This window comes from Pantoea phytostimulans, from assembly GCF_046118715.1.
GTDB lineage: Bacteria > Pseudomonadota > Gammaproteobacteria > Enterobacterales > Enterobacteriaceae > Pantoea > Pantoea phytostimulans.
Map to the genome: position 1 here is coordinate 3,630,069 of NZ_CP173698.1, position 23,835 is coordinate 3,653,903.

Annotated in this window: 17 protein-coding genes, 1 tRNA gene and 3 pseudogenes; 13 read left to right on the forward strand and 8 right to left on the reverse strand. The window is 47.0% G+C overall.

Annotation, left to right across the window (positions count from 1 at the left end):
- Positions 1 to 21: 21 nt before the first annotated feature.
- From ACF2G4_RS16885 to ACF2G4_RS16895, 3 genes are all read right to left on the reverse strand, one after another.
- On the reverse strand, positions 22 to 1,302 hold the full coding sequence (locus tag ACF2G4_RS16885; protein ID WP_332626687.1) for a DUF445 domain-containing protein: 1,281 nt from the start codon (positions 1,300 to 1,302) through the stop codon (positions 22 to 24).
- A 26-nt stretch (positions 1,303 to 1,328) separates the two neighbouring features.
- Entirely contained in the window at positions 1,329 to 2,831 is a 1,503-nt protein-coding gene (locus ACF2G4_RS16890; protein ID WP_409075985.1) for a helicase HerA-like C-terminal domain-containing protein, read from the reverse strand.
- Positions 2,832 to 2,956: 125 nt separating this feature from the next.
- The gene (locus ACF2G4_RS16895) at positions 2,957 to 4,528 is read right to left on the reverse strand and encodes an ABC transporter substrate-binding protein (RefSeq protein ID WP_409075183.1); all 1,572 of its coding nucleotides are present in this window, start codon (positions 4,526 to 4,528) and stop codon (positions 2,957 to 2,959) included.
- Positions 4,529 to 5,236: 708 nt separating this feature from the next.
- Here ACF2G4_RS16895 and ACF2G4_RS16900 point away from each other — a divergent pair.
- From ACF2G4_RS16900 to ACF2G4_RS16910, 3 genes are read left to right on the forward strand one after another with little or no spacing between them, the layout of a single operon-like run.
- The gene (locus ACF2G4_RS16900) at positions 5,237 to 5,965 is read left to right on the forward strand and encodes a gluconate 2-dehydrogenase subunit 3 family protein (protein ID WP_332626691.1); all 729 of its coding nucleotides are present in this window, start codon (positions 5,237 to 5,239) and stop codon (positions 5,963 to 5,965) included.
- A gap of 38 nt (positions 5,966 to 6,003) precedes the next feature.
- Positions 6,004 to 7,773 carry a GMC family oxidoreductase gene (locus ACF2G4_RS16905; RefSeq protein WP_215847761.1) on the forward strand — a complete coding sequence of 590 codons (1,770 nt, stop codon included), beginning with the start codon at positions 6,004 to 6,006 and terminating at the stop codon, positions 7,771 to 7,773.
- A 4-nt stretch (positions 7,774 to 7,777) separates the two neighbouring features.
- Positions 7,778 to 9,043 carry a cytochrome c gene (locus ACF2G4_RS16910; protein ID WP_243078683.1) on the forward strand — a complete coding sequence of 422 codons (1,266 nt, stop codon included), beginning with the start codon at positions 7,778 to 7,780 and terminating at the stop codon, positions 9,041 to 9,043.
- A gap of 584 nt (positions 9,044 to 9,627) precedes the next feature.
- On the opposite strand, the gene ACF2G4_RS16915 is transcribed toward ACF2G4_RS16910, so the two are convergent.
- From ACF2G4_RS16915 to ACF2G4_RS16925, 3 genes are all read right to left on the reverse strand, one after another.
- A complete protein-coding gene (locus ACF2G4_RS16915) occupies positions 9,628 to 10,293 on the reverse strand; it encodes a MarC family NAAT transporter (RefSeq protein WP_243078682.1) in 666 nt (221 codons plus the stop codon).
- 49 nt (positions 10,294 to 10,342) lie between these two features.
- Entirely contained in the window at positions 10,343 to 10,978 is a 636-nt protein-coding gene (locus tag ACF2G4_RS16920; RefSeq protein ID WP_243078681.1) for a hypothetical protein, read from the reverse strand.
- A gap of 270 nt (positions 10,979 to 11,248) precedes the next feature.
- Positions 11,249 to 11,758 carry a DUF2501 domain-containing protein gene (locus ACF2G4_RS16925; protein ID WP_215847759.1) on the reverse strand — a complete coding sequence of 170 codons (510 nt, stop codon included), beginning with the start codon at positions 11,756 to 11,758 and terminating at the stop codon, positions 11,249 to 11,251.
- Positions 11,759 to 12,361: 603 nt separating this feature from the next.
- Between ACF2G4_RS16925 and ACF2G4_RS16930 the strand changes: the two genes are divergently transcribed.
- The 8 genes and pseudogenes from ACF2G4_RS16930 to ACF2G4_RS16965 all read left to right on the forward strand — a co-directional run bounded on the left by ACF2G4_RS16930 (position 12,362) and on the right by ACF2G4_RS16965 (position 20,586).
- A complete protein-coding gene (locus tag ACF2G4_RS16930) occupies positions 12,362 to 12,757 on the forward strand; it encodes a DUF2382 domain-containing protein (protein WP_215847758.1) in 396 nt (131 codons plus the stop codon).
- Between the two features lie 27 nt (positions 12,758 to 12,784).
- A complete protein-coding gene (locus ACF2G4_RS16935) occupies positions 12,785 to 13,855 on the forward strand; it encodes a YsnF/AvaK domain-containing protein (RefSeq protein ID WP_409075184.1) in 1,071 nt (356 codons plus the stop codon).
- Positions 13,856 to 14,092: 237 nt separating this feature from the next.
- Positions 14,093 to 14,177: transfer RNA gene (locus ACF2G4_RS16940), tRNA-Leu, on the forward strand.
- A 165-nt stretch (positions 14,178 to 14,342) separates the two neighbouring features.
- Positions 14,343 to 15,552, forward strand: a pseudogene (locus tag ACF2G4_RS16945) (tyrosine-type recombinase/integrase); the annotation flags it as partial.
- 48 nt (positions 15,553 to 15,600) lie between these two features.
- Positions 15,601 to 15,750: pseudogene (locus ACF2G4_RS16950) on the forward strand (transcriptional regulator); the annotation flags it as partial.
- Positions 15,751 to 16,170: 420 nt separating this feature from the next.
- Entirely contained in the window at positions 16,171 to 18,162 is a 1,992-nt protein-coding gene (locus ACF2G4_RS16955) for an ATP-dependent nuclease (protein ID WP_409075185.1), read from the forward strand.
- Positions 18,155 to 19,825, forward strand: coding sequence for a UvrD-helicase domain-containing protein (locus tag ACF2G4_RS16960; protein ID WP_409075186.1), 1,671 nt, complete (start codon positions 18,155 to 18,157; stop codon positions 19,823 to 19,825). Before ACF2G4_RS16955 ends, ACF2G4_RS16960 begins: the two co-directional genes overlap by 8 nt.
- Before the next feature lie 554 nt (positions 19,826 to 20,379).
- Entirely contained in the window at positions 20,380 to 20,586 is a 207-nt protein-coding gene (locus tag ACF2G4_RS16965) for a hypothetical protein (protein ID WP_332626710.1), read from the forward strand.
- A gap of 24 nt (positions 20,587 to 20,610) precedes the next feature.
- Here the strand turns inward: ACF2G4_RS16965 and ACF2G4_RS16970 are convergent, their stop codons facing one another.
- Complete coding sequence (locus ACF2G4_RS16970) at positions 20,611 to 20,805, reverse strand: hypothetical protein (RefSeq protein WP_409075187.1); 195 nt, start codon at positions 20,803 to 20,805, stop codon at positions 20,611 to 20,613.
- 294 nt (positions 20,806 to 21,099) lie between these two features.
- Between ACF2G4_RS16970 and ACF2G4_RS16975 the strand changes: the two are divergent.
- Positions 21,100 to 21,370: pseudogene (locus tag ACF2G4_RS16975) on the forward strand (GNAT family N-acetyltransferase); the annotation flags it as partial.
- A gap of 196 nt (positions 21,371 to 21,566) precedes the next feature.
- On the opposite strand, the gene ACF2G4_RS16980 reads toward ACF2G4_RS16975, so the two are convergent.
- Entirely contained in the window at positions 21,567 to 21,833 is a 267-nt protein-coding gene (locus ACF2G4_RS16980) for a YdgH/BhsA/McbA-like domain containing protein (protein ID WP_215847739.1), read from the reverse strand.
- A 721-nt stretch (positions 21,834 to 22,554) separates the two neighbouring features.
- On the opposite strand from ACF2G4_RS16980, the gene ACF2G4_RS16985 reads away from it, so the two are divergent.
- The gene (locus tag ACF2G4_RS16985; RefSeq protein WP_409075188.1) at positions 22,555 to 23,736 is read left to right on the forward strand and encodes an OmpP1/FadL family transporter; all 1,182 of its coding nucleotides are present in this window, start codon (positions 22,555 to 22,557) and stop codon (positions 23,734 to 23,736) included.
- Positions 23,737 to 23,835: the final 99 nt, after the last annotated feature.

The window sequence follows — 23,835 nt, forward strand, 5'->3', positions numbered from 1 at the left end:
CAACGGCCCCCATAAGTGCATTTAGCGAGGAAAAAGCATAAACAAGGTGGGCAATTGTGAAAGCAGATACAAGATCAAACCGATCGTACCGCCAACCAGCGTGCCGTTAATGCGAATAAACTGCAGGTCTTTACCAATGTTCAGCTCAATCTGTTGCGACATCTCACGCGCATCCCAACTTTTCACCGTATCGCTGATGTGGTGAGTCAGGAAAGTGGAAAACTCAGGCGCCACGCTGCGTGCGGCATCTTCAAGATGTTGATTCATGGAGCGGCGTAGCGCTTCATCAGCGGCCAGCGTTTCACCCAGCCATAAAGCCGCCAGGCGTACCCTTTCCTGAACGCGAGAATCGTCGCTGCTGAGATCGGCTTTCAGCCACGAACGCAGATCGTTCCACAATTCGCCGATATAGCGATTCAGCGACGCATCTTCTTTCAGCCAGCTTTTAATCACTTCGGCACGTTCGGCCATCTCAGGATCGTTTTTCAGCTTCTCAATCAGGCGATCCACGGCACGATTAAAACCCAGGCGCAGCTCATGTCCCTGATCCAGCGCAACCTCATCAAGCAGCGTATCAACCGCGTTGGCGACCAACTCCGCGCTGTGCTCGCCAAGCCATTCCGTGGGCAACATTTTGGCTTTTATCGGATGTTCCCGCTTCAGCCAGCGCACAATTTGTAGCGCGATGAACTCGCGGGTGCTGGGCTTGTGCAGCAATCGCAACAGCTGTTCCACTGCGGCGTCCAGCAGTTCCTGATGGCGATTATTCTTGGTCAGGCTCTCAAGCATCAGCGCGCTGGTTTGGCTAAGATCGACTTTATCAATGGCGCGATGCACCGCTCGGCGTAGAAAGTTTTGAATTCGCGTATCGTCAGTGAGATCAAGGAAGCCGCGCATCACCTGCAGCAAGTGACGCCCAACGCGATCGGCATTACCGGGCGCATTGAGCCAGTCCGCCAACATGCGTGACGGATCGTGGCGACGGATCAGATTAAGCAGCGAGTCTGTGTCGAGGAACTTCTCCTGCACGAAGCGACCAAGATTATCGCCGATACGATCTTTGTTACGCGGAATGATGGCCGTGTGGCGTGAGATAAATGGCACCGGCACGCGACGAAACAGCGCAACGACGGCGAACCAGTCCGCCAGCGCCCCGACCATCGCCGCTTCGGCTATCGCTTTTACACCGCTAACCCAAAAGTTGGGCGGCAGAAAAAGGGTGACAATAAAAGTGGCAGCTGCCAGCAGCAGCAGCAGTAACGCCAGACGCTTGGTCCGTTTCAGTTCGTATTCTTTATCCATATTATGATCTTAGCAGAGGTGCAACGTTAACGTCGGCGTCCGCCCAGCAGGCTCCCTAATACGCCGCGAATGATTTGATGAGTGATTTGACGCGTGGCGCTTTTCGCCATGGTTTGTACCACGCCATCTTTTTTCCCGCCGCGCGGGCCGGTGCTACCAAACAGAATATCCTTCAGGCCGCCCAGAATGCCGCCATCCACCGCCACGCTGTTGCCTTTGACTTCTGGCGCATTGGCGCTTTCACTGGCTGCTTGCACACCGTGTTGCAGTCGTTCAAAAGCCGATTCGCGATCGACTTCGGTGTCATATTTGCCCGCCAGCGGCGAATGGTTGATCAGGCCGTTACGTTCATCAGTATTGACCGGGCCCATGCGAGAGCCGGGGGCAATCACCATTGCACGTTCAACCACCGATGGGCTGCCTTTCTCATCTAAAAATGAGATCAGCGCTTCGCCGGTGCCGAGCGCTTGTATCGCCTCGACAGTATTAAAGTTTGGATTGGCGCGCAGCGTTTCCGCTGCGGTTTTTACCGCTTTCTGATCTTTGGGGGTGAAAGCGCGCAGGGCGTGCTGGACGCGGTTACCTAACTGGCCCAGCACGCTGTCGGGAATGTCAGCAGGATTTTGTGTGACAAACCACACGCCAACGCCTTTAGAGCGAATCAGGCGAATCACTTGCTGAATTTTTTCCAGCAGAACCGGCGGCGCATCGCTGAAAAGCAGATGCGCTTCATCGAAGAAAAAGACCAGTTTGGGTTTATCGAGATCGCCCGCCTCCGGCAGATGTTCATATAACTCTGACAACATCCACAACAGGCTGGTGGCGTAGAGTTTCGGCATTTGATAGAGCTTCTCGGCGGAAAGGATATTGATATAGCCTTTGCCGTCGCTGTCGACACGCATCCAGTCGGCGATCTCCAGCATCGGCTCACCGAAGAAGTGTTCCGCGCCTTGCTCTTCCAGCGCCAGCAGGCCGCGCTGAATGGCACCCACCGATGCGCTGTTAATGTTGCCATATTGCGTCTGGAAAGATTTGGCGTTATCGCCGATGTATTGCGTCATGGCGCGAAGATCTTTGAAATCCAGCAGCAGCAGGCCTTGATCGTCGGCGATCCGGAAGATGATTTGCAACACACCACTTTGCACTTCATTAAGATTCAGCAAACGTGCCAGCATTAATGGGCCAAGGTCAGAAACCGTGGCGCGCACTGGATGGCCTTTCTCGCCAAAAATATCCCACACCATCACCGGATTACGCTGCGGCTGCCAGTCGCTGACGCCGATTTTCGCCAGTCGCTGCTGCAATTTTTCACTGCTTTGGCCTTCCGCCGCGACGCCGGTTAAATCGCCTTTCACATCAGCCATAAAGACCGGCACGCCGATAGTGGAAAAAGATTCTGCCAGCTTTTGCAGCGTGACCGTTTTACCGGTGCCGGTTGCGCCGGTAATTAAACCGTGGCGGTTGGCCATCTGCGGTAAAAGATGGAGTTGGACGTCGGACGTTTGGGCAATCAGCAGCGGGGAAGTCATCATTTTCCACTCTCAGGCGATAGGATATGCCTGAAGAATAGCAAGCGGGGCGCGGCAGAGCGGAGAAGATTTACCCGAAAAACGGACGCGTCCCGCCAGGCGTGAACTCGGCGGGACGTAAAACCTTACTTTTGGACCTCCTCAAAGTTGAGCAGCGAGACGCCAATGCCCTGACGCACGTGGCTGATGTTGTTACGCACCGCGACCTGCGTCGCACCTTGTAACATCACCACATAAGGTGAATCTTGCTGAACGCGGGTCTGTAAATCAGCGTATTGCGCGCGGCGCTTCGCGACATCACTTTCGCCTGCCGCCGTGCGGGTTTCTGCGCTGAGATCGGGAATCTCCCAACCTACGCGCCATGCCAGCGTTTTGCCGCCGTTGGGAACGTTATAGGCGAAGGCGCTTGCGTTAGTGTTTGGGTCGATATAGTCCGCACCCCAGTAAACAAAGATCGATTCAAAGTCGCGACCGCGCATTTTGCTCCATAACTCTGACTCTGCCACCGGCTGAATATCCAGATTTACGTCCGCCTTGGCAAAGCTGGCTTGCAGCGCCTGCGCGACGTCAATATAAGGCGGCTGATTCACCACGGTTAACGCAATATGGCTGCCGGGCTTGATGCCACCTTTTTGCAGAATCGCTTTGGCTTTATCTACATCGTAATGGAAAGGCGTGCTGTTCAGTGCACCGTCAAAGCCATCCGGCAAAAAGCTCTGATGAATACGGTATTGGCCCTTGAGCAGCTGATTGGCGACGCTGTCGTAATCGACTAACCAGCGGGCGGCTTGCCACAGCGCGGGGTTCGCCAGTGCGGGTTGCTGGGCGCTTTTGGTGTTAAAGCCGAGGTAATAAACCAGGCTAGACGGGAAGGCATCAATACGTACACCCGCGTCGGTTTTTAACGCGGCGATTTGATCTGGCCCGAGCTGGTAAGCCACATCAACATCGCCCTGTTGAATCAGAAGACGCCGCGAACCGGGATCGGCCACGCCTTTTAGCAGCACGCGTTTCAGATGCGGTTTTGGACTCGCATTGGCATTGGCGTCCAGCAGCAGCGCCTGCAGCGGAATAAACTGCTTGATAGCATAAGCGCCACTGCCCGCAGAATGCACTTTGAGCCAGCCATTGCCGAAATCATCATTGCTGGCGTGTTGCAGCGCCAGCTTACTGTCAACAATCGACGCCACGGGCGCCGTTAACAACCGCAGCGCCAGATCGTTGCCGATTTGCGCCGGCCAGCGCAGTTCAAGTTGATGATCGTTGATCACGGTAAATTGCTGGTCGATGTTCTCTGGCGTCCAACCAAACTCGCCGAGGATAAAAGAGGGTGCTTTGTTTAGCTTCACCGCACGCGTTAACGAGAACACGACATCCTGTGCCGTTAACGGATTACCGCTGGCAAAACGTGCCTGCGGATTAAGATCAAATATCAGGCTGTGCGGCGTTTTCCCGGCTTGCCATTTTAGGGCGGCGAGCGGCGATAACTGCTGCGCATCCTGATGATTCGGTTCCAGCAGTGTTTGATAAATGTTACGCAGGCTGCTGTTGCTGACGGTCTCAAAACTTTCGGCGGGATCAAAACTGATAATGCCATCCAGCGGCACGGCGACGACCAGGGTGTCTGTGGGTGTTGCCGCCTGAGCGGTGGTAGCTAGCGTCATGGTGGCCAGCAACGCGAGTAGCGATTTACGCATGAGGTTTATCCTGAGTAATTGATAAACCTACTCTATCCGGCAATGAGAAAGGTCAAAATGCCGCTTTGTTCTGAGCTTTGCATAAATATTGCGTCAGGCTTTCAGGCAGATGAACAATTTGAAACAGAACGACGCCGGTAAATAGCGTTGCGTATTTTTTATCCGCCCGGAAAATAACCGACCTATTCTGATTTGCTGCTTATTACGGCTATATCGGTTTGCAACCGGGGGAAAGTAAATATAATGTTGCCAATGAGAATAATTCTCTTGTATGGAAGTATGATTTATTTTTATCGATTATTTTACGTGATGATGACATTACGGAAATAATAGTGGTTAATGATTCAGCATATTGATTCAATTACCCGATGATTGTGCGGTTTTAGCCTAAATTTCCTCCCTCAAATTTTGTTACCTGCCGGCAACCTCTCAGCAACACGATGATAAATTTTCACTAAAACACATTTCAATTTCAATTTTTACATTTAGACATATCCATATCCCTAAGATTGCCAGGTTATTAACCGATATGTTTCGTTATTCACATAATAATTACTTCTACTTCGCCTTGTTTAAGTTATACGCGTGTAGGTTGCGCTCGTGTTCTCCCATCACTTACTTAAGTAAGTCTTTGGCGAATTAATGAGCGTGCCGCCATGCGATAGCTTGAGTAATGTTTAGTAGAGAGCAAATGAGAGTCGTGCGGCTATGCTTCTTCAAAAACCCACCACCAGGCGTAAATTTTTACTGGGCTCATTATTGGCATTGCCATTAAGTGAGCTGGTATTTAAAGGAATAACTGCAGCGCAAGCTGCGGAATTGGCAGCACCGGAATTAGCTGACTACAAACCGATATTTTTTAGTGCAGATGAGTGGCAATTTATTCTTGCGGCGACCGATCGTTTGATTCCGGCTGGCGGCAACGGTAAAGCACCAGGCGCACTGGAAACCAACGTGCCGATCTTTATCGATCAGCAACTGCACAGCGAAGAGTTTGGCAGCGAAATCTACATGCAAGGCCCGTTCAATATCAACGCGCCGGCCACCATGGGATATCAGATCCCATTCCGACCACAGCAGCTGTACAAGACCAGCATTAAGTTGGTTGAACAGTGGACGCAGAGCACTTATCAAAAATCCTTCCATGCGCTTACTGAGCAAGAGAAAGATGACGTGCTGACAAAAATCAGCAAAAACGGTATCGACTTTGCCGCATTGGGTGAAGAGAACCTGAAAGCGTCTCAGTTCTTTAGCCAGCTGCTTTCCGATACCAAGCACGGTTACCTCGCGGACCCTATGTACGGCGGCAACAAAGGCATGAAAGCCTGGATTGCTATCGGCTTCCCGGGCGCGCGTGCCAGCTTCACCGAATGGGTGAAACAGCACAACGTTCCGTATCCGCTAGGCCCAGTGAGTATTAAAGGTGAGCGCGCCTAAGCGTGCATCCCGCATCAGGTATTTGAAACAGGATTATCATGGCACAGGTTACTAAAAAAGAAGTCGACGTCATTGTCTGCGGCCTCGGCTGGGCTGGCTCGTTGATGAGTATTGAGCTGGCGCTGGCTGGGCTTGAAGTGCGCGCGCTGGAGCGCGGTGGCGATCGCGATTACGACGAATTCGCTTACCCAAAACCGGCAGATGAATATGCATACGCGGTGCGTAATAAAGTGTTTGCGACCCCGGCAGAAGTCGCGGTAACGGTTCGCTATAACACCAGCCAGACCGCATTGCCGACCCGTAAATGGGGCGCGTTTGCACCGGGCACCGGTGTGGGTGGCGCAGGTATGCACTGGACGGCCGTTTTGATCCGTCCAACCCCAACTGATATCAAACTGAAAACCTACGTGGATGAGGCGTACAAGCCAGGCATCCTGCAGGAAGATATGCGCGTGATGGATTTCCCGTTCACTTGGGATGAGATCGAGCCTTATTACTATAAGTTTGAGCTGATTTGCGGCCAGTCTGGCAACACCGGCAACCTGCGCGGCCAAATCCTTGAAGGCGGAGATCCGTTTGAAGGACCGCGTTCAGAACCTTATCCGCTGCCTGCGCTGGATGACACGCTTAACAACGTGATGTTCAAAGAAGCGGCGACCAAACTGGGTTATCACCCGTTCCCGAATCCGTCTGCTTGCGTATCACGGGCGTGGAAAAACCCGTACGGCAACCAGATTGCGCCGTGTAACTACTGCGGTTATTGCAGTAAATATCCGTGCCTGAACTACTCCAAAGCCTCACCGCAAACTGCCGTGATGGATTCACTGAAGCGCATGCCAAACTTCTCTTATGAAGTGCACGCCGAAGTGATCAAAGTGGTGCTGAACGATGACAAGAAAACCGCGAAAGGCGTGATCTACATTGATGCGCAGGGCAACGAATGCTTCCAGCCTGCCAAAATCGTGGTACTGAGCAGCTTCCAGCTTTATAACGTGCGTTTGATGCTGCTGTCCGGTATCGGCAAGCCGTACAACCCAATCACTGAAGAGGGTGTGGTAGGACGTAACTACGCGTTCCTGTCGAACGGCGGTGCGACGTTGTTCTTCAAAGACAAAAACTTCAACCCGTATGCGACTGCAGGCGCAACCGGCCAGATGTTTAATGACATCTCGCCAGGCAACTTTGATGGTCCTGCACTTGGCTTCCTTGGCGGCGCGAAGATCCACAGTTCGCAAGCAACCGGTACGCCAATCAGCACCGCGCTGCCTAAAGGCACGCCAACCTGGGGCATGGGCTACAAGCAAGGCCTGGAAGAGTGGTACGGCCATTCCATGAAGATCAGTATCACCACGACGTGCCAGTCGTACCGTGACATCTATCTGGATTTGGATCCGAACTACAACGATCATCACGGCTTGCCGCTGCTGCGCATGACCTTCAACTGGAAAGAGAACGAGTTGAAGTTGCAGCAACACCTGAAAGGTATCGTGGGTAACATCACGAAAGAGCTGAATCCAGACAGTTCCAGCATGAGCTTCCTGCCAATGGGCGCTGACTTTGACCTGACCAAATACGTTTCCACCCACAACGTGGGCGGCGCGGTAATGGGCGACAACCCGAAAACTTCAGCACTGAACAAGTACTTGCAGAGCTGGGACGTGCATAACGTCTTTGTACCGGGCGGTAACGCTTTCCCGCAGAACTTCCAGGCTAACCCGACCGATACCATCGGCGCGATTACCTTGATGGCGGCACAAGCAATCAAAGATCACTATTTGAAAAATCCCGGCCCACTGGTACAGGCGTAAGCGTATGAACAAGCTGAATTTAAAATCATTCTTATTCGCCAACGCCTTGCTGCTTGCCAGCGGATTTGCGGTGCAGGCGCACGCAGAAGATGACGCTCAACTGATCAAGCAGGGCGAGTATTTATCTCGTCTTGGCGATTGCATGGCGTGCCACTCGGTTTCGGGTAAGCCCGATTACGCGGGGGGTTTGGCGATTGAGTCGAATCTTGGCACCATCTTCTCCACTAACATCACGCCAGACAAAGAGCACGGTATCGGTAATTACACCGAGCAGCAGTTCTCTGACGCGGTACGTAAAGGCGTTCTGCCGGACGGCTCACGCCTTTATCCGGCGATGCCTTACCCGGACTACGCCAAGATCAGCGACACCGATATGCACGCGCTGTACGTTTACTTCATGAAGGGTGTGAAGCCGAGTGCTGAACAGCCTTCTGAAACAAAGCTGAGCTTCCCGTTCAGCCAGCGTTGGGGCATGCGTTTCTGGAACTGGGCGTTCACCACGGACAAACCGTTCCAGCCCATTGGCGGCGCATCTGAAGAGATCAACCGCGGTGCTTATATCGTAGAAAGTCTCGGCCATTGCGGCAGCTGTCATACGCCACGTGGTTTAGGCATGAACGAGAAATCGCTCGACAGCGGGGATGATCAATTCCTGGCGGGTGGCAGCCTGAATAACTGGGATGTGCCTTCGCTGCGTGGTATGCCGCGTTGGAGTGAGCAGGAGATTGTTGAATACCTGCAAACTGGACGTAATGACAAAGCTGCGGTGGGCGGTGAGATGAAGTCTGTTATTGAACACAGCAGCTCACACATGACCGATGCCGATCTGAAAGCGATTGCGGCTTACCTGAAGTTCATTGGGGGTAATCCAGCGTTGCAGGCGAGTAATGTGCAGGCACAGCAGGCGACTGAAGCCAAACTGACGGCAGCGAAAAACCTGAGCGAAGGCGAACGTCTTTATCTCGACAACTGTGGCGCATGTCATTTTGTCACCGGTAAAGGTGCGCCGGGGATCTTCCCGGAATTGGATCAGGCAACCATCGTGAATGCGAAAGATCCAACCGGTTTGATCCACACCATTCTGGTGGGTGCTCAGCAACCGTCAACAGAGAAAGCACCGTCGACGCTGGCGATGCCGGGCTTTGGGAGTCGCCTGAGTGATGAAGAAGTGGCGCAGCTCGCCACCTTCGTTCGCCAGGGTTGGAGCAACCAGGCGCCAGCGGTGAGCAAAGATCAGGTAGCGGAAGTACGTAAGTCACTTCAACACTAATCTGCTCCGATCGGTTCCTTCCTCCATTTATGGGGGAAGGTTAATCACTCTCCGATCGGTCCCTTCCTTCATTTATGGGGAAGGTTAATCACTCTCCGATCGGTCCCTTCCTTCATTTATGGGGAAGGTTAATCACTCTCCGATCGGTCCCTTCCCCCATTTATGGGGGAAGGTTAGGATGGGGGACAGCGGGCAGGATATTCCTCTGCGCAATGCCCCCCACCTTAATCCTCCCCCATAAATGGGGGAGGAGACTGATCGAGTGAGTGGTTGATGGGAGTGAAAAGGCTGCTCGAGTGAGTTGAAGACCGATCGAATCTCTCAATGAAACGCGTGAACCAATTCCAGCACGCCGTTGATGACAAACTGCACGCCCATACCGTTATGGGGGAAGGTTAATCATTCTCCGATCGGTCCCTTCCTCCATTTATGGGGGAAGGTTAGGATGGGGGACAGCGGGCAGGATATTCCTCTGCGCAATGCTCCCCACCTTAATCCTCCCCCACACGTGGGGGAGGAGACTGATCGAGTGAGTTGTTGATGAGAGTGAAAAGGCTGCTCGAGTGAGTTGAAGACCGAGAATCTCAATGAAACGCGTGAACCACTTCCAGCACGCCGTTGATGACAAACTGCACGCCCATACAGACCAGCAAAAAGCCCATCAAGCGCGAAATGGCTTCAATGCCACTTTTGCCGACCAGCTTCATAATGCCGCCTGAACAGCGCAGCGAAATCCAGAGAATCAGACTCACCAAAAAAAAGATAATAACTGGCGCCACAGTGATGACCCAGTCAGGGAAATCTTCGCCACTTCTTACTGTAGAGGCTGAACTGATGATCATCGCAATGGTGCCAGGCCCGGCGGTACTCGGCATGGCTAACGGCACAAAAGCGATATTCACCGTTTCTTTCTTTTCTAGCTCATCCAGCTTTTGTTCAGCTTCAACCGATTGTCCTGCCGCTTTAGTCGGAAACAGCATGCGAAAACCGATAAACGCGACAATCAATCCACCCGCAATACGCAAGCCTGGAATCGAGATGCCAAAGGTGTGCAGCACCGCGTTACCGGCGTACCACGCCACCATCATGATGGCAAAAACGTAAACTGAAGCCTGAAAGGCCTGATGATTACGCTCGCTGAAACTCATGTCGCCAGCCAATCCTAAGAACAGCGCCACGGTAGTGAGCGGGTTGGCGAGCGGTAGGATCACCACTAATCCTAATCCGATAGCTTTTAAGAGTTCCAGCATGCCGTTTCCCTCTATGAATGAAGCGTCAGCGGGATGCTGACGCACATTTTTAGTGTTTCGGGCGCTCCAGCGCTTCTAACAGTTCCGGGAAGAAGTCTTGTAAAATTTCAGGCGTCATCAATTCAGGATATTGCATCAAATGTTCACGGATGCGCTCATTCACGTCGGGAATTAACTGCTGAGCAGCGTGAGTGGCATTCACTTTTTGCTTCTTCATAATGCGCAAAATGGCGTCGGGCAAGCTGTCTTCATCATCGGTATCGTCCGCCATCTCCAGCGCATCCAGCTCGTCAAACATCTCCATGAGCTCTTCGGTTTGCGGCGTACGCGACTCATATTCGCGCGGCTGTTCTTCCTCAAGGTAGCGCAGCATGGCGCGCATCGGTGTGCCATCTGGCGTAGAAGGCGGCTCAGCTGCAAACCAGTTCAGCAACTGATGCATGGTGACCTGATGCACATGGTAGCCGCTATCGACCAGCTCATCTGCGAGCAACTCGGCAGTTTCATTCTCAATCAGGCAGATATGCGTTTTGCTCGGTTCGTATTGTTCAAGCCATTGGTATATCTCTTCAATTACACCGTCTTCGTACTCGAATTTTTTGTTGATATAGCTGCCATCCGGGTCGTGTACGCAGGCTTTTATGAGATCGGGATCGAAGTAAATCGCAATGTTGAAGCCTTTCATACGTGCAGTCCTGTGTGATTCTAAAAACTCACTATAACGCTGGATGATGCGTTAGGAAACGACAGGGATCAGCAGTTTGCTGCGGCACAGGTTACGCGAACAATTAGCGTTCTCGCCGTGGTGATTTTTTACGTGTTGTCGTAAAGAAATGAGAAACGATTCAAAGGGGTAAAAGACGTAGCGCTAAATTTGCGGAGAAACAGCGGGGAAAGGGGGAATAAGCGCATGACATCCTGTTCATACGCTTAAATTTATTCGATCAACATGCGATTAAGAAATGAAGTTTTTGCCTTGCTTCAATACCACATCACACGCTTTGGTTTTCAGCTTCTCGCCCATGGTTGAGTTGCTCAAGGTTTGCAGATTCAACTGCTGACCGTTACCGGTATTCAGCAAACCGGCCACGCCTTGCTGGTAATCGGTTTTCTGCTCTTGTGCGGTTGTGGTATTCAGGCCCAGCTTGCTCAGTACCTGATCTTTCACCGACTGCACATTGTTTTTCACCACATTGTGCTCAACACAATATTGCATCACGCCTGCTGCGTTGGTCATGCTGTTGGCGCTAACTGCTTTGTCACCGCCGTTGAGTAAACCGGTGAGTGATGACAGCGATAAGCCACTGTTCTGCGCGCTTTGAGTATTGCTGGTGGAAGTGCTGTTGTTCTGCTGATTCAACTGCGACGCTGCGCTGCTGAGTTGATCCTGCCAACTTGCTGCCGATGCGCTACCTGCTACGAAAAGCGCGGCTAAACCCCATCCCAAATTTTGTAACTTTTTCATCTCAACCTCAGTCATTTAATTATCTTCACTGGCCTTGGCCAATTCAGAGAAGTCTGAACGATAAAAGTTCAATTAAATACAGGTCGCTTCTCCTTTTGAGAATATTCTGCATGAATCTGCTGTTGTTTTAATCAGTGTCGATATAAGCATTGGTTTGTATTTTTAAAAGTGGCTTGGACGTGCCTTTTATTATTTAAGTTCCCGGTCTGAAATATTAATTAATATTTATTAAAACTTAGATATAAACAAGTGCGCTTAGTCCTGGGAAATGTAAATTTCGCGCTGCGTTTAGTTGATCGAATCCAGGCAGGGTGCGGGTTTTGGTAAGTTTGGGTGTGAAAAATCGGCGTTGCTTATTTTCATTAATCATCAGTGAGTTAGGTTGATTTTATATTTTATGATGTTTCGCTTTTATAGTGATTTTAACGGCTTTAACATTTGGGTTTAATTTAATGGTGATCAATAAAAATTATTATTTCTTCTTCCAAACTCAAATTTATCATCTAGGCTTAATCACTGTGTCAGGCAGTTGCGGCGAATATTCATCTCACTCATAGAGATTGTGTGAATATTTAATTATCGAGAAGATATGCGGGAGAGAATATGGCTGGGCAGCCGGAACACAATAAAGAAGCTGACGTCACGCTGAAGCTCGCTGAAGAGCAGATAGAGCTGACAAAGCAGAAAGTTGTGGATGGTCGTGTCCGTGTAACCCGTTCCACAACTGAGCATGACGAAGTGATCAATACGTTGCTTAATAAGGAAAAAGTTGAGGTTGAGCATGTGGCTAAAGCGCAACACGTAGAGTCCATGCCAGAAATCAGGGAAGAAAACGGCGTACTTATCGTTCCGGTCGTTGAGGAAGAAATTGTTGTAGTAAGAAAACTGGTGCTTAAGGAAGAGATCCACATTCGAAAGGTTCAGGAGACCGTGCCTTTTCAGGAAGTGGTAACTCGACGCAAGCAGCAGGTAAACATAGAGAAAGAAGACGATCGGTAATAAATAGCTAACAAGAGAGGAATAATCATGGCACACGAAAAAATCGTAACATTGTTCGATTCTGCAATTCAGGCAGATGCCGCGAAAAGAAATCTCCTGAAAGCCGGTTTTCCTGATCAAGATATCAGTTTAATCAGTGGTGAACGTTTGCAGTCAGAAGGGAAAGCTATTCGACATCCAAGCATCTGGCAGCGTCTGTTTGGTCATACAGTAGATGAAGATCAGGCGGACATTTACAGTAAAGCGATGGATAAAGGCGGCGTAGTCCTTTCGTTGCGCACCGAGGAAGAGAAGCTGGCCAAAGCAATGACCATCCTTCATTCCCATGACTCGGTTGATGTTCCTTCACGTATGAAGAGTTCGCTTACCGACTCGACACAGCAAAATGCGGGCGAACGTGCAGTAAATCCTACTGCAGGCCGTGAGTTTGCGGGCGAAACTAATGATCGCAGCCGTAGCAAAGTTGAACCACTGCGAACTTCTCTCACTGGCGATGAAAGTGAAGAAGATATTCTACGTCTGGCTGAAGAGCAGCTGGAAGTGGGTAAACGTCTGGTTAGCGAAGGTTCAACCCGTGTACGCCGTTATACTGTGACCGATGAAGTCGCAAAAGATATTTCGCTGCATGAGCAGCATGCTGATATTTTCCGTCGCTCTGTGAATGAGCCAGCGCTGACCGGTGAGGTGGACTGGTCGGAAAAAACGGTAGAAGTCGCCGAGTCGCACGAACAGCCGGTGATCAACAAAACCACCAATGTGAAAGAGGAAGTGGTGGTGCGGAAAGATGGCAGCGATCGCACTGAAACAGTGAACGATACCGTACGTCGTCAGGAAGTGGACATCGACAGGAAGACACCCGCAGCGGTTGAAGGTGCGCTAACACCGAATAGCGGAAAAACGGCAAGCAGTGCAGGTGTGTCACCCGCTGCGGCTGCTACTAATCCCAATGGTGTGAACACTACCGGCAATACACCACTGAATGCGCAAACGCGTGATACCAAGCCCAGCGTAACCGAAAGGGCAGGTGAGAAAATTGGCGAAGCGAAAGACAAGGTCGAAGATAAACTGAAACAACGTAATTACGACCATTCGCACTAAGTAGTCAGTTAAATGTCGCGGAGATGATTTCGCGTCAGTAGCAGGTTTAGAGCGGTTTACGTTTTAAGCTTTGCAACACCAGACAAGGTCAGCCGGAAGGCTGGCCTTGTTGCATTTAGTGGATTTACAGCACTTTCCGCTGATTTTTTCGCCGCTTAGCGCATATCTCTGTTAAAGGGGCTTGCGCGCTGAGCGTGTAACGGTATAATCCCCAACGTTTTCCGCATCCTCTTCAGTGCCGAAGTGGCGAAATCGGTAGACGCAGTTGATTCAAAATCAACCGCCGCAAGGTGTGCCGGTTCGAGTCCGGCCTTCGGCACCATCGAGAGATACGAGAACGTCCGGGACAGCCCATAAGTCCCTAAAATTAAAGCCGAAAGGCTTTTTTTTTGATCTAAATCCGTCCGAGTACATCCGTTGACATCCAGCATAGTTGGGGGTCAAGATAGGGGTCACTTCGCTTCGATAAACTTTTGACCCCCAAATCATGCCTATAGCTGACGTTGCGGCACGTACCGCAAAGCCTCGTGAAGAAGAATACAAACTCACGGATGGCCATGGGCTATATCTTCTTATCAAACCAAGCGGATCTAAACGCTGGTATCTTAAATATCGCTTTGAAGGCAAAGAGAGCAGAGCTGCACTCGGCGCACATCCTCTGATCACGCTGGCTAAAGCACGCGAAAAACGCGATGAAATCCGCCTTCTGCTTGCTGATGGCATTAGCCCCAATGCTAAAAAAGAAGAAATTAAACAACCAGAGCAGGCTGCGCTTAACACTTTTGAGAAGGTAGCTCGCGACTGGCATGCGAGTAACAAACGCTGGTCGGATGGCCATGCAGAGAGAGTATGGCGAGATATGGAGCGCAACATACTTCCAGCCATCGAAAAGCGGAACATCGCCGACTTAACGACACGGGATCTATTGCACCCCTTGCGTGAAGTAGAGCAAAGCGGTCGGTTGGATGTGGCCTCGCGTCTACAGCAGCGTGTTACGGGCATAATGCGTTATGCCGTTCAATGCGGTTTGATTGAAAGAAATCCAGCTCAAGACCTTGCTGGAGCAATCGCAACCAGAAAAGCGACTCATCGCCCAGCTTTATCACTGGAACGCCTGCCTGAATTTCTTCAGCGTGTTGAAGCCAGTAGGGGCGCTTACTTACCAGATTGGCGCTGAAACTCAGCCTGTATGTATTTATCCGCTCCAGTGAACTTCGATTTGCGCGGTGGGGAGAAATTGATTTTAAAAAAGCACTTTGGACTATTCCTGCCCAGCGTGAAGCTATTGAAGGGGTCAAACACTCTCATCGAGGCTCTAAGATGCGTACCGTCCATCTTGTTCCGCTTTCGCAGCAAGCTCTCTGGCGCTATTGGAAGAAATCAAAGAATTGAGCGGCAATAGAGACCTTATCTTTCCAGGTGATCATCGTCCGACAAAGCCCATGAGCGAAAACACCATTAATAATGCTTTGCGAGTAATGGGTTACGACACTAAAACGGAAATATGCGGCCATGGTTTCCGGGCCATGTCGTGTAGCGCTTTAGTTGAGTCGGGGCTTTGGTCACGCGATGGGGTTGAAAGGCAAATGAGCCATCAGGAAAGAAATGGTGTGCGAGCTGCGTATATCCATAAAGCTGAGCACCTTGAAGAGCGCCGTCTTATGGTGCAATGGTGGGCAGATTATCTAAATAGCAACAGTGGATCACATGTAAAAGAACGTTATCAGCAGTGTACTAACCTAGACTGTTCCTGCACCTTCAAGACGAATGAGAGCATTACAAAGGTAATCACCGCACCGCCACAGCCGGAAAAAGTACCGGCACCACCACCGGAACCGGTAAAGGAACGTCAGACGCTGGGCCGTTATGGTTCTGCATTCCGCCAGATTCATTAATCCCCCATACTGCCGCTGCACAACCAGCGGCTTTTTTGTATTTGCCCTTTGTCATTCTGAAGCTTTTTCCTGGCGAGCCGCTTTGTAAAGAGCTGTGCATGAATAGCGTGCATGGATCTGCATGCAAGACCATGTATCGTTTATCTCCGTTCAGGCCATGCCGGGCGCGGCCTGGCTCGTAGCATGCACCTGCATGAAAAGTGATGCATAAAGCGGGCAGGCGTGGCGGGGATAGCATTGCGCGCGGAGGTAACAAACATTGTTGTCAGATAATATGTAAGCAATGCTTATAAAAAAAAGAATAAGATCGTACAATCATTGTGCAGGTCAAGCATAGATTAGTCCCAGTTACTCAACCTCTTTCCACGTAAGGCACACCTAACAAGTGGGTCAATCATCTGGCATATTAAAGGATTTTTTATGTTTCTGAAAAAAATGATAATTAGTGGATTCAGAAGTTATTCCCCGCGACTTCCTCAGACAATAGAATTTGATCCTGATAAAACTGTTCTGATAGGCAGTAATGGTTCAGGAAAAAGCGCTGTATTAGATGCCCTTAATAAGGTTTTTAGTGTTGATACTTCTATAAGAAATTTAAAGAGCTCAGATTTCTACTCTCATCCTGACGAAGATAAAGTCGGAGAGAAAAAATTATATATTGATGTATGGTTTGGTTTTGAAAATTTAGCTGATGACATTTCTGTTCCAACTATAATAGAACAGTTAACTCTTGACGATAATGAAGATGTAATATTTAGAGTTAGACTTGAAGCAACTTTAAATTACGAGTTTTCAGATGTAGGGGATATTGATGATAATGTTTATATTATTACGAGTAATGAAGAGTCTCCTCCAGAAGAAAGTAAGGTAAAATTAAGTCCGCTTATAAGGAATTCGATACAGGTGCATTATGTACCTGCTAGCAGGGACCCATTAAAACAGTTGGCTTTTTCGTCAACAGCAATCTTAGGTAGATTGTTAAAAGCAACCAAGTGGGAACAAGGCATAAGAGGGGATTATAGGGAGAAAGCTGCTGAGTTAATAAATATTGTTAAGTCTAATAAGTCTCTTGATTTGATTTCTAACTCAATTAATGATGGGTGGGGCAATCTATACAAAGAAAAATTTATTGCAAACGCAGAATTAAATTTTCCATTCAGCTCAGTGGAGGATTTAATGAAGCTAACTCAACTTTTCCTTAGCCCAAATGAGCAAGGCGGTAATATATCCTCTGAGCTATTGAGTGACGGGCAGAGATCCCTTTTATACCTTGCAATAATTCATGCTCTTTTTTGTATCGAAAGTAAAATAAAAGAATCAGGGTTCGATAATGACTACCATGGCTTTGATATTAAAAAATTAAGGATGCCTATTTTTAGCCTAGTTTCGCTAGAAGAGCCCGAAAATCATCTTTCACCTAACTATTTAGGGAGGATACTAAAAGCTTTTTCAATTTACACAGCCAAAGGCTCATTTCAAATGATTTTGTCAACTCATTCTACGGCGATAATGTCTAGGGTAGAACCGAGCCAAGTGAGGCAATTTTCTTATAAGGAATTATCTAGCTTCATTAGCAGGATATATTTACCAGAAAATAAAGATGAGGAGTTTAAATTTATCAATGAAGCTGTTAAAGCCTATCCGGAAATATACTTTTCAAAGCTTGTTATTTTGGTTGAGGGAGACAGTGAACAAGTAATATTACCTAGAGTGTTTGAGTGTTATGATTATAACATAGATGCTAAAAATATTAGTATTGCTCCATTGGGAGGGAGGCATGTCAATCATTTTTGGCGATTGCTCGAATCACTCAGAACACCGTATATAACACTGCTCGATTTGGACCTTGGGCGAAATGGTGGTGGCTTTGGTAGAATAGAAAATGCAATTAAACAATTAATTAAGTATAGAGAAATAAAATATATAAACGAAAGCATACTTGATGGGCTTCCAAAGTGGGATAGTTTAGAAAATCCACTTGATTATATTATCGAATATGATGATGGGGCTGAATTTAACATCATGGATTTGCTTGAGGGGCAAAGCATATTTTTCTCATCGCCCTTAGATATCGACTATTTGATGATAAATGGTTATCCGGAAGTGTATTGTTCCCCGGATAAAGAATATGGTGAAATCGGGCCTCAAAAGCTAAAGGATATTGATGGCAATAAAGAAGAGATAATTAAAGCTGTTTTAAAAGAAGGTCATGTTGGTGATGAGCATTATAAAAAAGATGCAAGTTATCTTACCAAATTTATTTGGTATAATTACAGGTTTTTGAGTAATAAAAGCAAGCCTGCTTCGCATATTAGATTAATAAACAAAATCCAATCTGAAAATCTTCTTTCAAATATTCCCTCGGTTCTGAAAAGAATTGCTATTAGAGCAGGAGAGATTTGCGATGAGTAAAGCTAAAGCTTTCACATGGGACCCTGATGATTTTATTATTCAAACTGATGAGCTTAAAGATATAATTTTTGAACTTTCCTCATTGTCAATTCTTGCTGGCCCTGGCGCTGGTAAAACTGAAATGCTTGCGCAAAAATCTGTTTTCCTCATTGAGAATAATATTTGCCCCTGGCCGAAGAAAATTCTTTTTCTTACTTTCAAAACAGAAGCTGCTAAAAATGTGAAGGATCGAGTATCTGCAAGAAGTGAGCTTACAAAAGAGAGATTTTCATCCAAAACTTATCATGCTTTTGCAAAAAGCATTGTAGATAAGTTTCGACTTTCTCTGAGTGAGGGTGAAAGACCTGATACAGGATATGATATTATATTTAAGGGGGAGTCAACAAAGCAAAAGGTTCACATAAACGATATAATAAAACTAGCTATAAAAATAGTAAGGAATAATGGAAAAATATCTACACTTTTTACTGCAAGTTATACTCATATATTTCTGGATGAGTTTCAAGATACGACTATAGAACAATATGAACTTATTTCTATCTTATTCTCTAGCCAAAGAGCTAAATTGATTTGTGTTGGGGATTTAAATCAAAGCATCATGAGATGGGCTAACGCAGACCCTGAAATTTATAATAAATTTGAAAGAGATTTCTCTCCAGAGAAAAAAATGTTAGTAAATAATTTTAGAGCCAGCGAGAATGTAAAGTCTTTCTTAAGCAAGTTTGTGATATTTGTTGAGAGTGGGAAATTTGATAATTTACCAGTTTTGACAGCGGGGGGGTGTTCATTTCATTTTTTTGATGATGATTTAAAGGAGGCAGATTATTTTTCCTCGGTTGTAGAAGAAAAAATATCATCAGGTATATTGCCTTCTGAAATATGCGTAATTACTAAACAAAAACCTTTGGAGTACACTCAAAAGCTTTGTGATAGATTGAAAGGTAAAGAAATTCAGCATGTTGTTTATGGTGCTTTTCAGGATTCTTTGAGTGAGCCGCTTGGGGTTATTTTTAGTCTGATATTAGAATGTTTGCTTTCACGTTCACCAAAGGCATGGGAGGAGATAAATGAATTTTATCAAGATTTACATTATTTGGATCTAAGTAAACACTATGATCAGTCAACCTTACACGATTTTGTGAATTTTTTCTCAAGTAAAAAAAGAGAAGTCAATATTAAAAATGTTGATGAAATAATTACATTTATAAATCAAGTGATTAAAAAAATGGATTTCAAGGCTTTTAAAGCGAAATGGCCCCAATATAAATCAAAAGATTTTGTTGATTTCACTTGGAAAGAGCTAACAGCTCAGTTGAAGAAGATTTTCCCAATTTCAAAATCTGCATGCGGAATCATTTCTCTTTTTTGTGGGAAAGATGCCGTTCAAATCATGAATATTCACAAGTGCAAGGGTTTGGAATATAAAGTTGTATTATTGCTAGGATTCGAAGATGATGCTTTTTGGTCATATTCTGACAGTTCTTTTGAAGAAAGATGTGTGTTATACGTCGCCTTTACGAGAGCTAAAGACGAAATAATAGTATCTCAGTCTTTAACAAGAAGCTGTATATCAAGTGGTAAAAAACAACATTCTAATACTAAGCTTGCAAATGTTGAAAAATATTTGGTGGAAATTTGTGGAATGGATTATATCCGTCATTAGGTATTGTTGATTTATGAGCTCCTATCAACTGGAAAAATTGATAGGGGTCATTTTAGAGGTCACTTTACCATCTTATTTAAGTTAAATTATTATTTTTCAATTAGTTGTGTGTTTTTATTTGGTCCGGCCTTCGCACCAATCACTTCCATTTCTTATGAAACAATGAGTTAGGATAACCTTCCTTTCTCATTTGCATGTAGGAATTGCTTAAATTCTTTCCCGTACAAATACCACTGTGATTGTTACTTGGCTTTGGTATCTCATAGTGGCGAGTAGTTTGCAGGCCCAACCTCGTAAAGAAGTTACCTTTGAAGCGAGAAGAGCGTGCCAGCGTCTCAAAACCTCATACCAAACACGATTAAACAGGCGCATTCAAGCCCGAAGTGTTGGCATACGCTAACGTAAACAGGTTTATGGTGGTCATTCGTACCTGCACACGATAGGCAGGCTCTGCCAGCGTTTCAGCCACGCGCCGCTTGTTGCTTGTACCACCAACGGGGCTTTATGGCTCCTATCGTCTAAAATTACATCTCCTACTAAAAGGAGGATGTTAGATGAGCACTAAATACAAAATCACTTATGAACATAGAGACGGTAATGAAACCCGTTCTGAAGAAGTATTTTTAGAAAGTGATGGTGAGCCTTCGCAAAGTGAAGTGCATGAAGCAGTGTTGCAGGATACAGCCCGGCTTAATAGCCCAGGTGTTGGTGTAACGGGGGTTGCTGGTTTCTCAGTGATTTCAGTTGTACCTGAGCCATAAAAGAAGGGGCATTCGCCCCTTCGATTAACACACCTGACCAGTCATATTAGTAACTAATGCTGTGATTAGTTTGATCAGCTCTTCTTCCGTAAGATCTTCTGGTTTCTGATTAGGGTGTAAAACAGTGATCGGATACTTTGCATGATGATCAAGTTCAATGTGGCTACTCAAAAGCAAAGTCTCTTCATAAAGCTCAATTAAGCGTTGTTTGTTAGTCATTTTTCCAACCTATCATATAGATTTATACATCTATTATTGGCTGTATTAATTGAAATCGAGTTTAATCTTTTTCCTTGATGTTATTGATAAGCACACTTATAGAAGTAGCTAGATATTTCTTAAACAAATATATAATAACCAATCTCACCTGAGTTCTTATCTTTTGGCGCATAAAAGTAAACCCGCTAGGTGTTTCCCAATAACCTCTTGAATCAAGCTGACCGCAGTTTATATCTATGTGAGGTCTCTCTCTCGACAGTGAAAGAATTAGGGTAATCAATGGGGAGCAGATCAATCTGGTTGGCTTCTGTGACAATTGACGGCGAAGATCTTGGAAACAACGAAGCGCACTTGCCATGGTTCATCCTTGATGACGGTTGTCGCGACAGTGGATTGGGCAGAAAATTAATTGCCGAAGCTATGAAGCGTTGCGATGAAAGAGAATTTTCAGCAGTTCAGCTTTGGGCGTTCAACAATTTGGGCGTTCAACAAACTGATGGCTGCGCGATGTCTTTATGAGTCATTCGGTTTTGAATTATCTAATGGCTGCCAAGGTAAGCAGTAGGGAAGTGATGTTATAGAACAGCTGCCCACTCGGCAGGTGCGATAATGGATTCATAACCGTACTTTGTGATACTCAATATACCCGATTCTGGCATGAACTCGATATTTTCTCGGAATGATTTCCGTTATGAATGATATGCATATATACGTTTTTCACAATAGAATTAATGCCCTGTATTCCAGGGCATCACAAAATTCTATTTATAAACGGTTGCGGTGCCGCGAATTTTGTCACCTTCGTTACCTGAAGTAATAACAAAATACTTCCCACCCAACTCATCAGCTTTCTGTGAAATATCTTTCATAGCATCTGATGGCGCAGTGTATTCTTTGGTTGTGCTGACTTCACCCACTTTCTCATACTGTTTTGCCTCTTCTTTAGTGATCTCTTTTGCAGCAAAAGCAGATGAGCACATCAGAGTTGTTAAGGCCAGAGCTATCATGCTAACCGATATTTTTCTCATTATTTCACCCTTATGATTTGAAAGGAAAGACATCTTTAAATGCTATGAAATGATTAGCCGAGGTTTCGTTTAAAGCAAATAAATAAATATTATTACTCAACTGGCATTTTTACTGCGGGGTAGGAGATTCATTCAGTCTAACTGAGCATGTCACCATACATGGATGGTGGATTAAAGGTGATCTGTCTCTTTATTACAAATCCCTTACAGCTCCAAATTTTCTTAACATCAGTAAGAATGTTCCTAATGGCGAAATTCCGAAAAAAACAGCAAATACTCGGTTTGTTATAACTGATTGATTTTAAGTTTTTTTTATTTCGGCTCTTTATTTATGAAACAATTATTACCTATTAATAAATGCTGTAAATTCAAAACAATAAGAGATGTTTGGTACTCATGAATCTTGTCAGCTCATAAGTTTGATTTTATTCAAAGAATTGTGAAGTGCCTTACTAATTCCTTACATTGATGTTGCTGAAATTCAAATTGTGACTAAGTTAAATATCAAAATGTAAATAAAACAATCTTATCCTCGGGTTATGTTTAATTCTTAAACTGCACGGGCCTTTCTCTACTTGGATGATTTTTTGTTTTGCTGCCAGAGATAATTCAAATTCCCTACTAACCACTATCCGTCTTAACTTTAGTGATCTGGGAATTTTTGAAAAATTATTGGACGAGTGTGACCGCCTGTTCTTAACCCTGTTTAAGAGAAAGTCCCATGCGCAAAATAATAGCTTTGGCCATTTTATTTAATACCTCATCAGCATGCGCAAGTGGACTTTATCTATATGAAATTGGTACTGATGATATAGGTCTGGCCGGTGCAGGTCAGGCGGCGCGTGCGCAGGATGCCTCAACGCTCTTTACCAATCCTGCGGGCATGACAATGTTGCCTGATAAAATGCTCACGGTTGGTGCGCAGGTACTGTATGGCGATGCCCCTTACCGCTTGGACGATGATGCACAACTCAGCGGCAACAGCCCCGGCAATGTCATTGGCTGGTTTCCCGGCGGCAGCGCTTTTTACACGCAACGGATCAGCCCAACCGTGAGTGCCGGATTAGGATTTTATGGCAACTACGGCCTCGGCCTGCATTTCGGCGACTGGGCCGGGGAAAACCTGATCAAGGACAGCACGCTCCTGGCGGTTACCCTGATGCCCGCGTTGGCCTGGCAACTCAACGATGCATTTTCGCTGGGGGCAGGGGTGGGTATTAACTATGGCCTGCTAAAAATAAAGCGCGCTCGTGGCGATGAACTGTCCGACCATGACTGGGCGCTCAACGGAAAAGTGGGTGCGCTGTGGCAGTTTAACCCGCAGACGCGTGCCGGATTAACCTATACCAGCCGGACAAATTATCACTTCAACGTTAACAACACTGTCCGGCTTGACCAGCTCAATAATTCCCCTTCCTGGACATTACCCATCGCGGCCACCGTCAATACCCCGCAGCAGATCATGCTCAGCCTTTTCCATCAGCTGAATGAACGTTGGGCTGTAATGGGTGATGCGGGATGGCAGGACTGGAGCGATTACGGCAACAGTGAAATAACCGTGGCAGGCAATCAGGTGGGCGACAACGGGCGTCTACGTGATACCTGGCACCTCGCACTGGGCACACAATTCAAACTCACTTCTGACTGGACACTGAATACCGGCGTTGCCTTCGACAGCAGCTTTTACCGCAGCCAGCAGGATACCTCTCTGACGATGCCGTCCGGCGATACCTGGCGCTGGGGCGTGGGTGCGCGTTACCAACTTGATCCTGCCAGCAGCATCGGCGGCGCCTTCGAATACGCGCACATCGCTTCCTCACACGTCTCCTCTCCGCTGATTAAAGGGCGTTATGACAATCCTTCTCTCTACTTTTTTGGCATCAATTACAGCCGGACATTCTGACCCGAATCACTAAGGAGGCACACCACATAACTTAATGTCGAACGATCTGACCGGGCGGGCGAACCCTTTGCCTTTCCTACGAGAGTCCACTTATCTGGA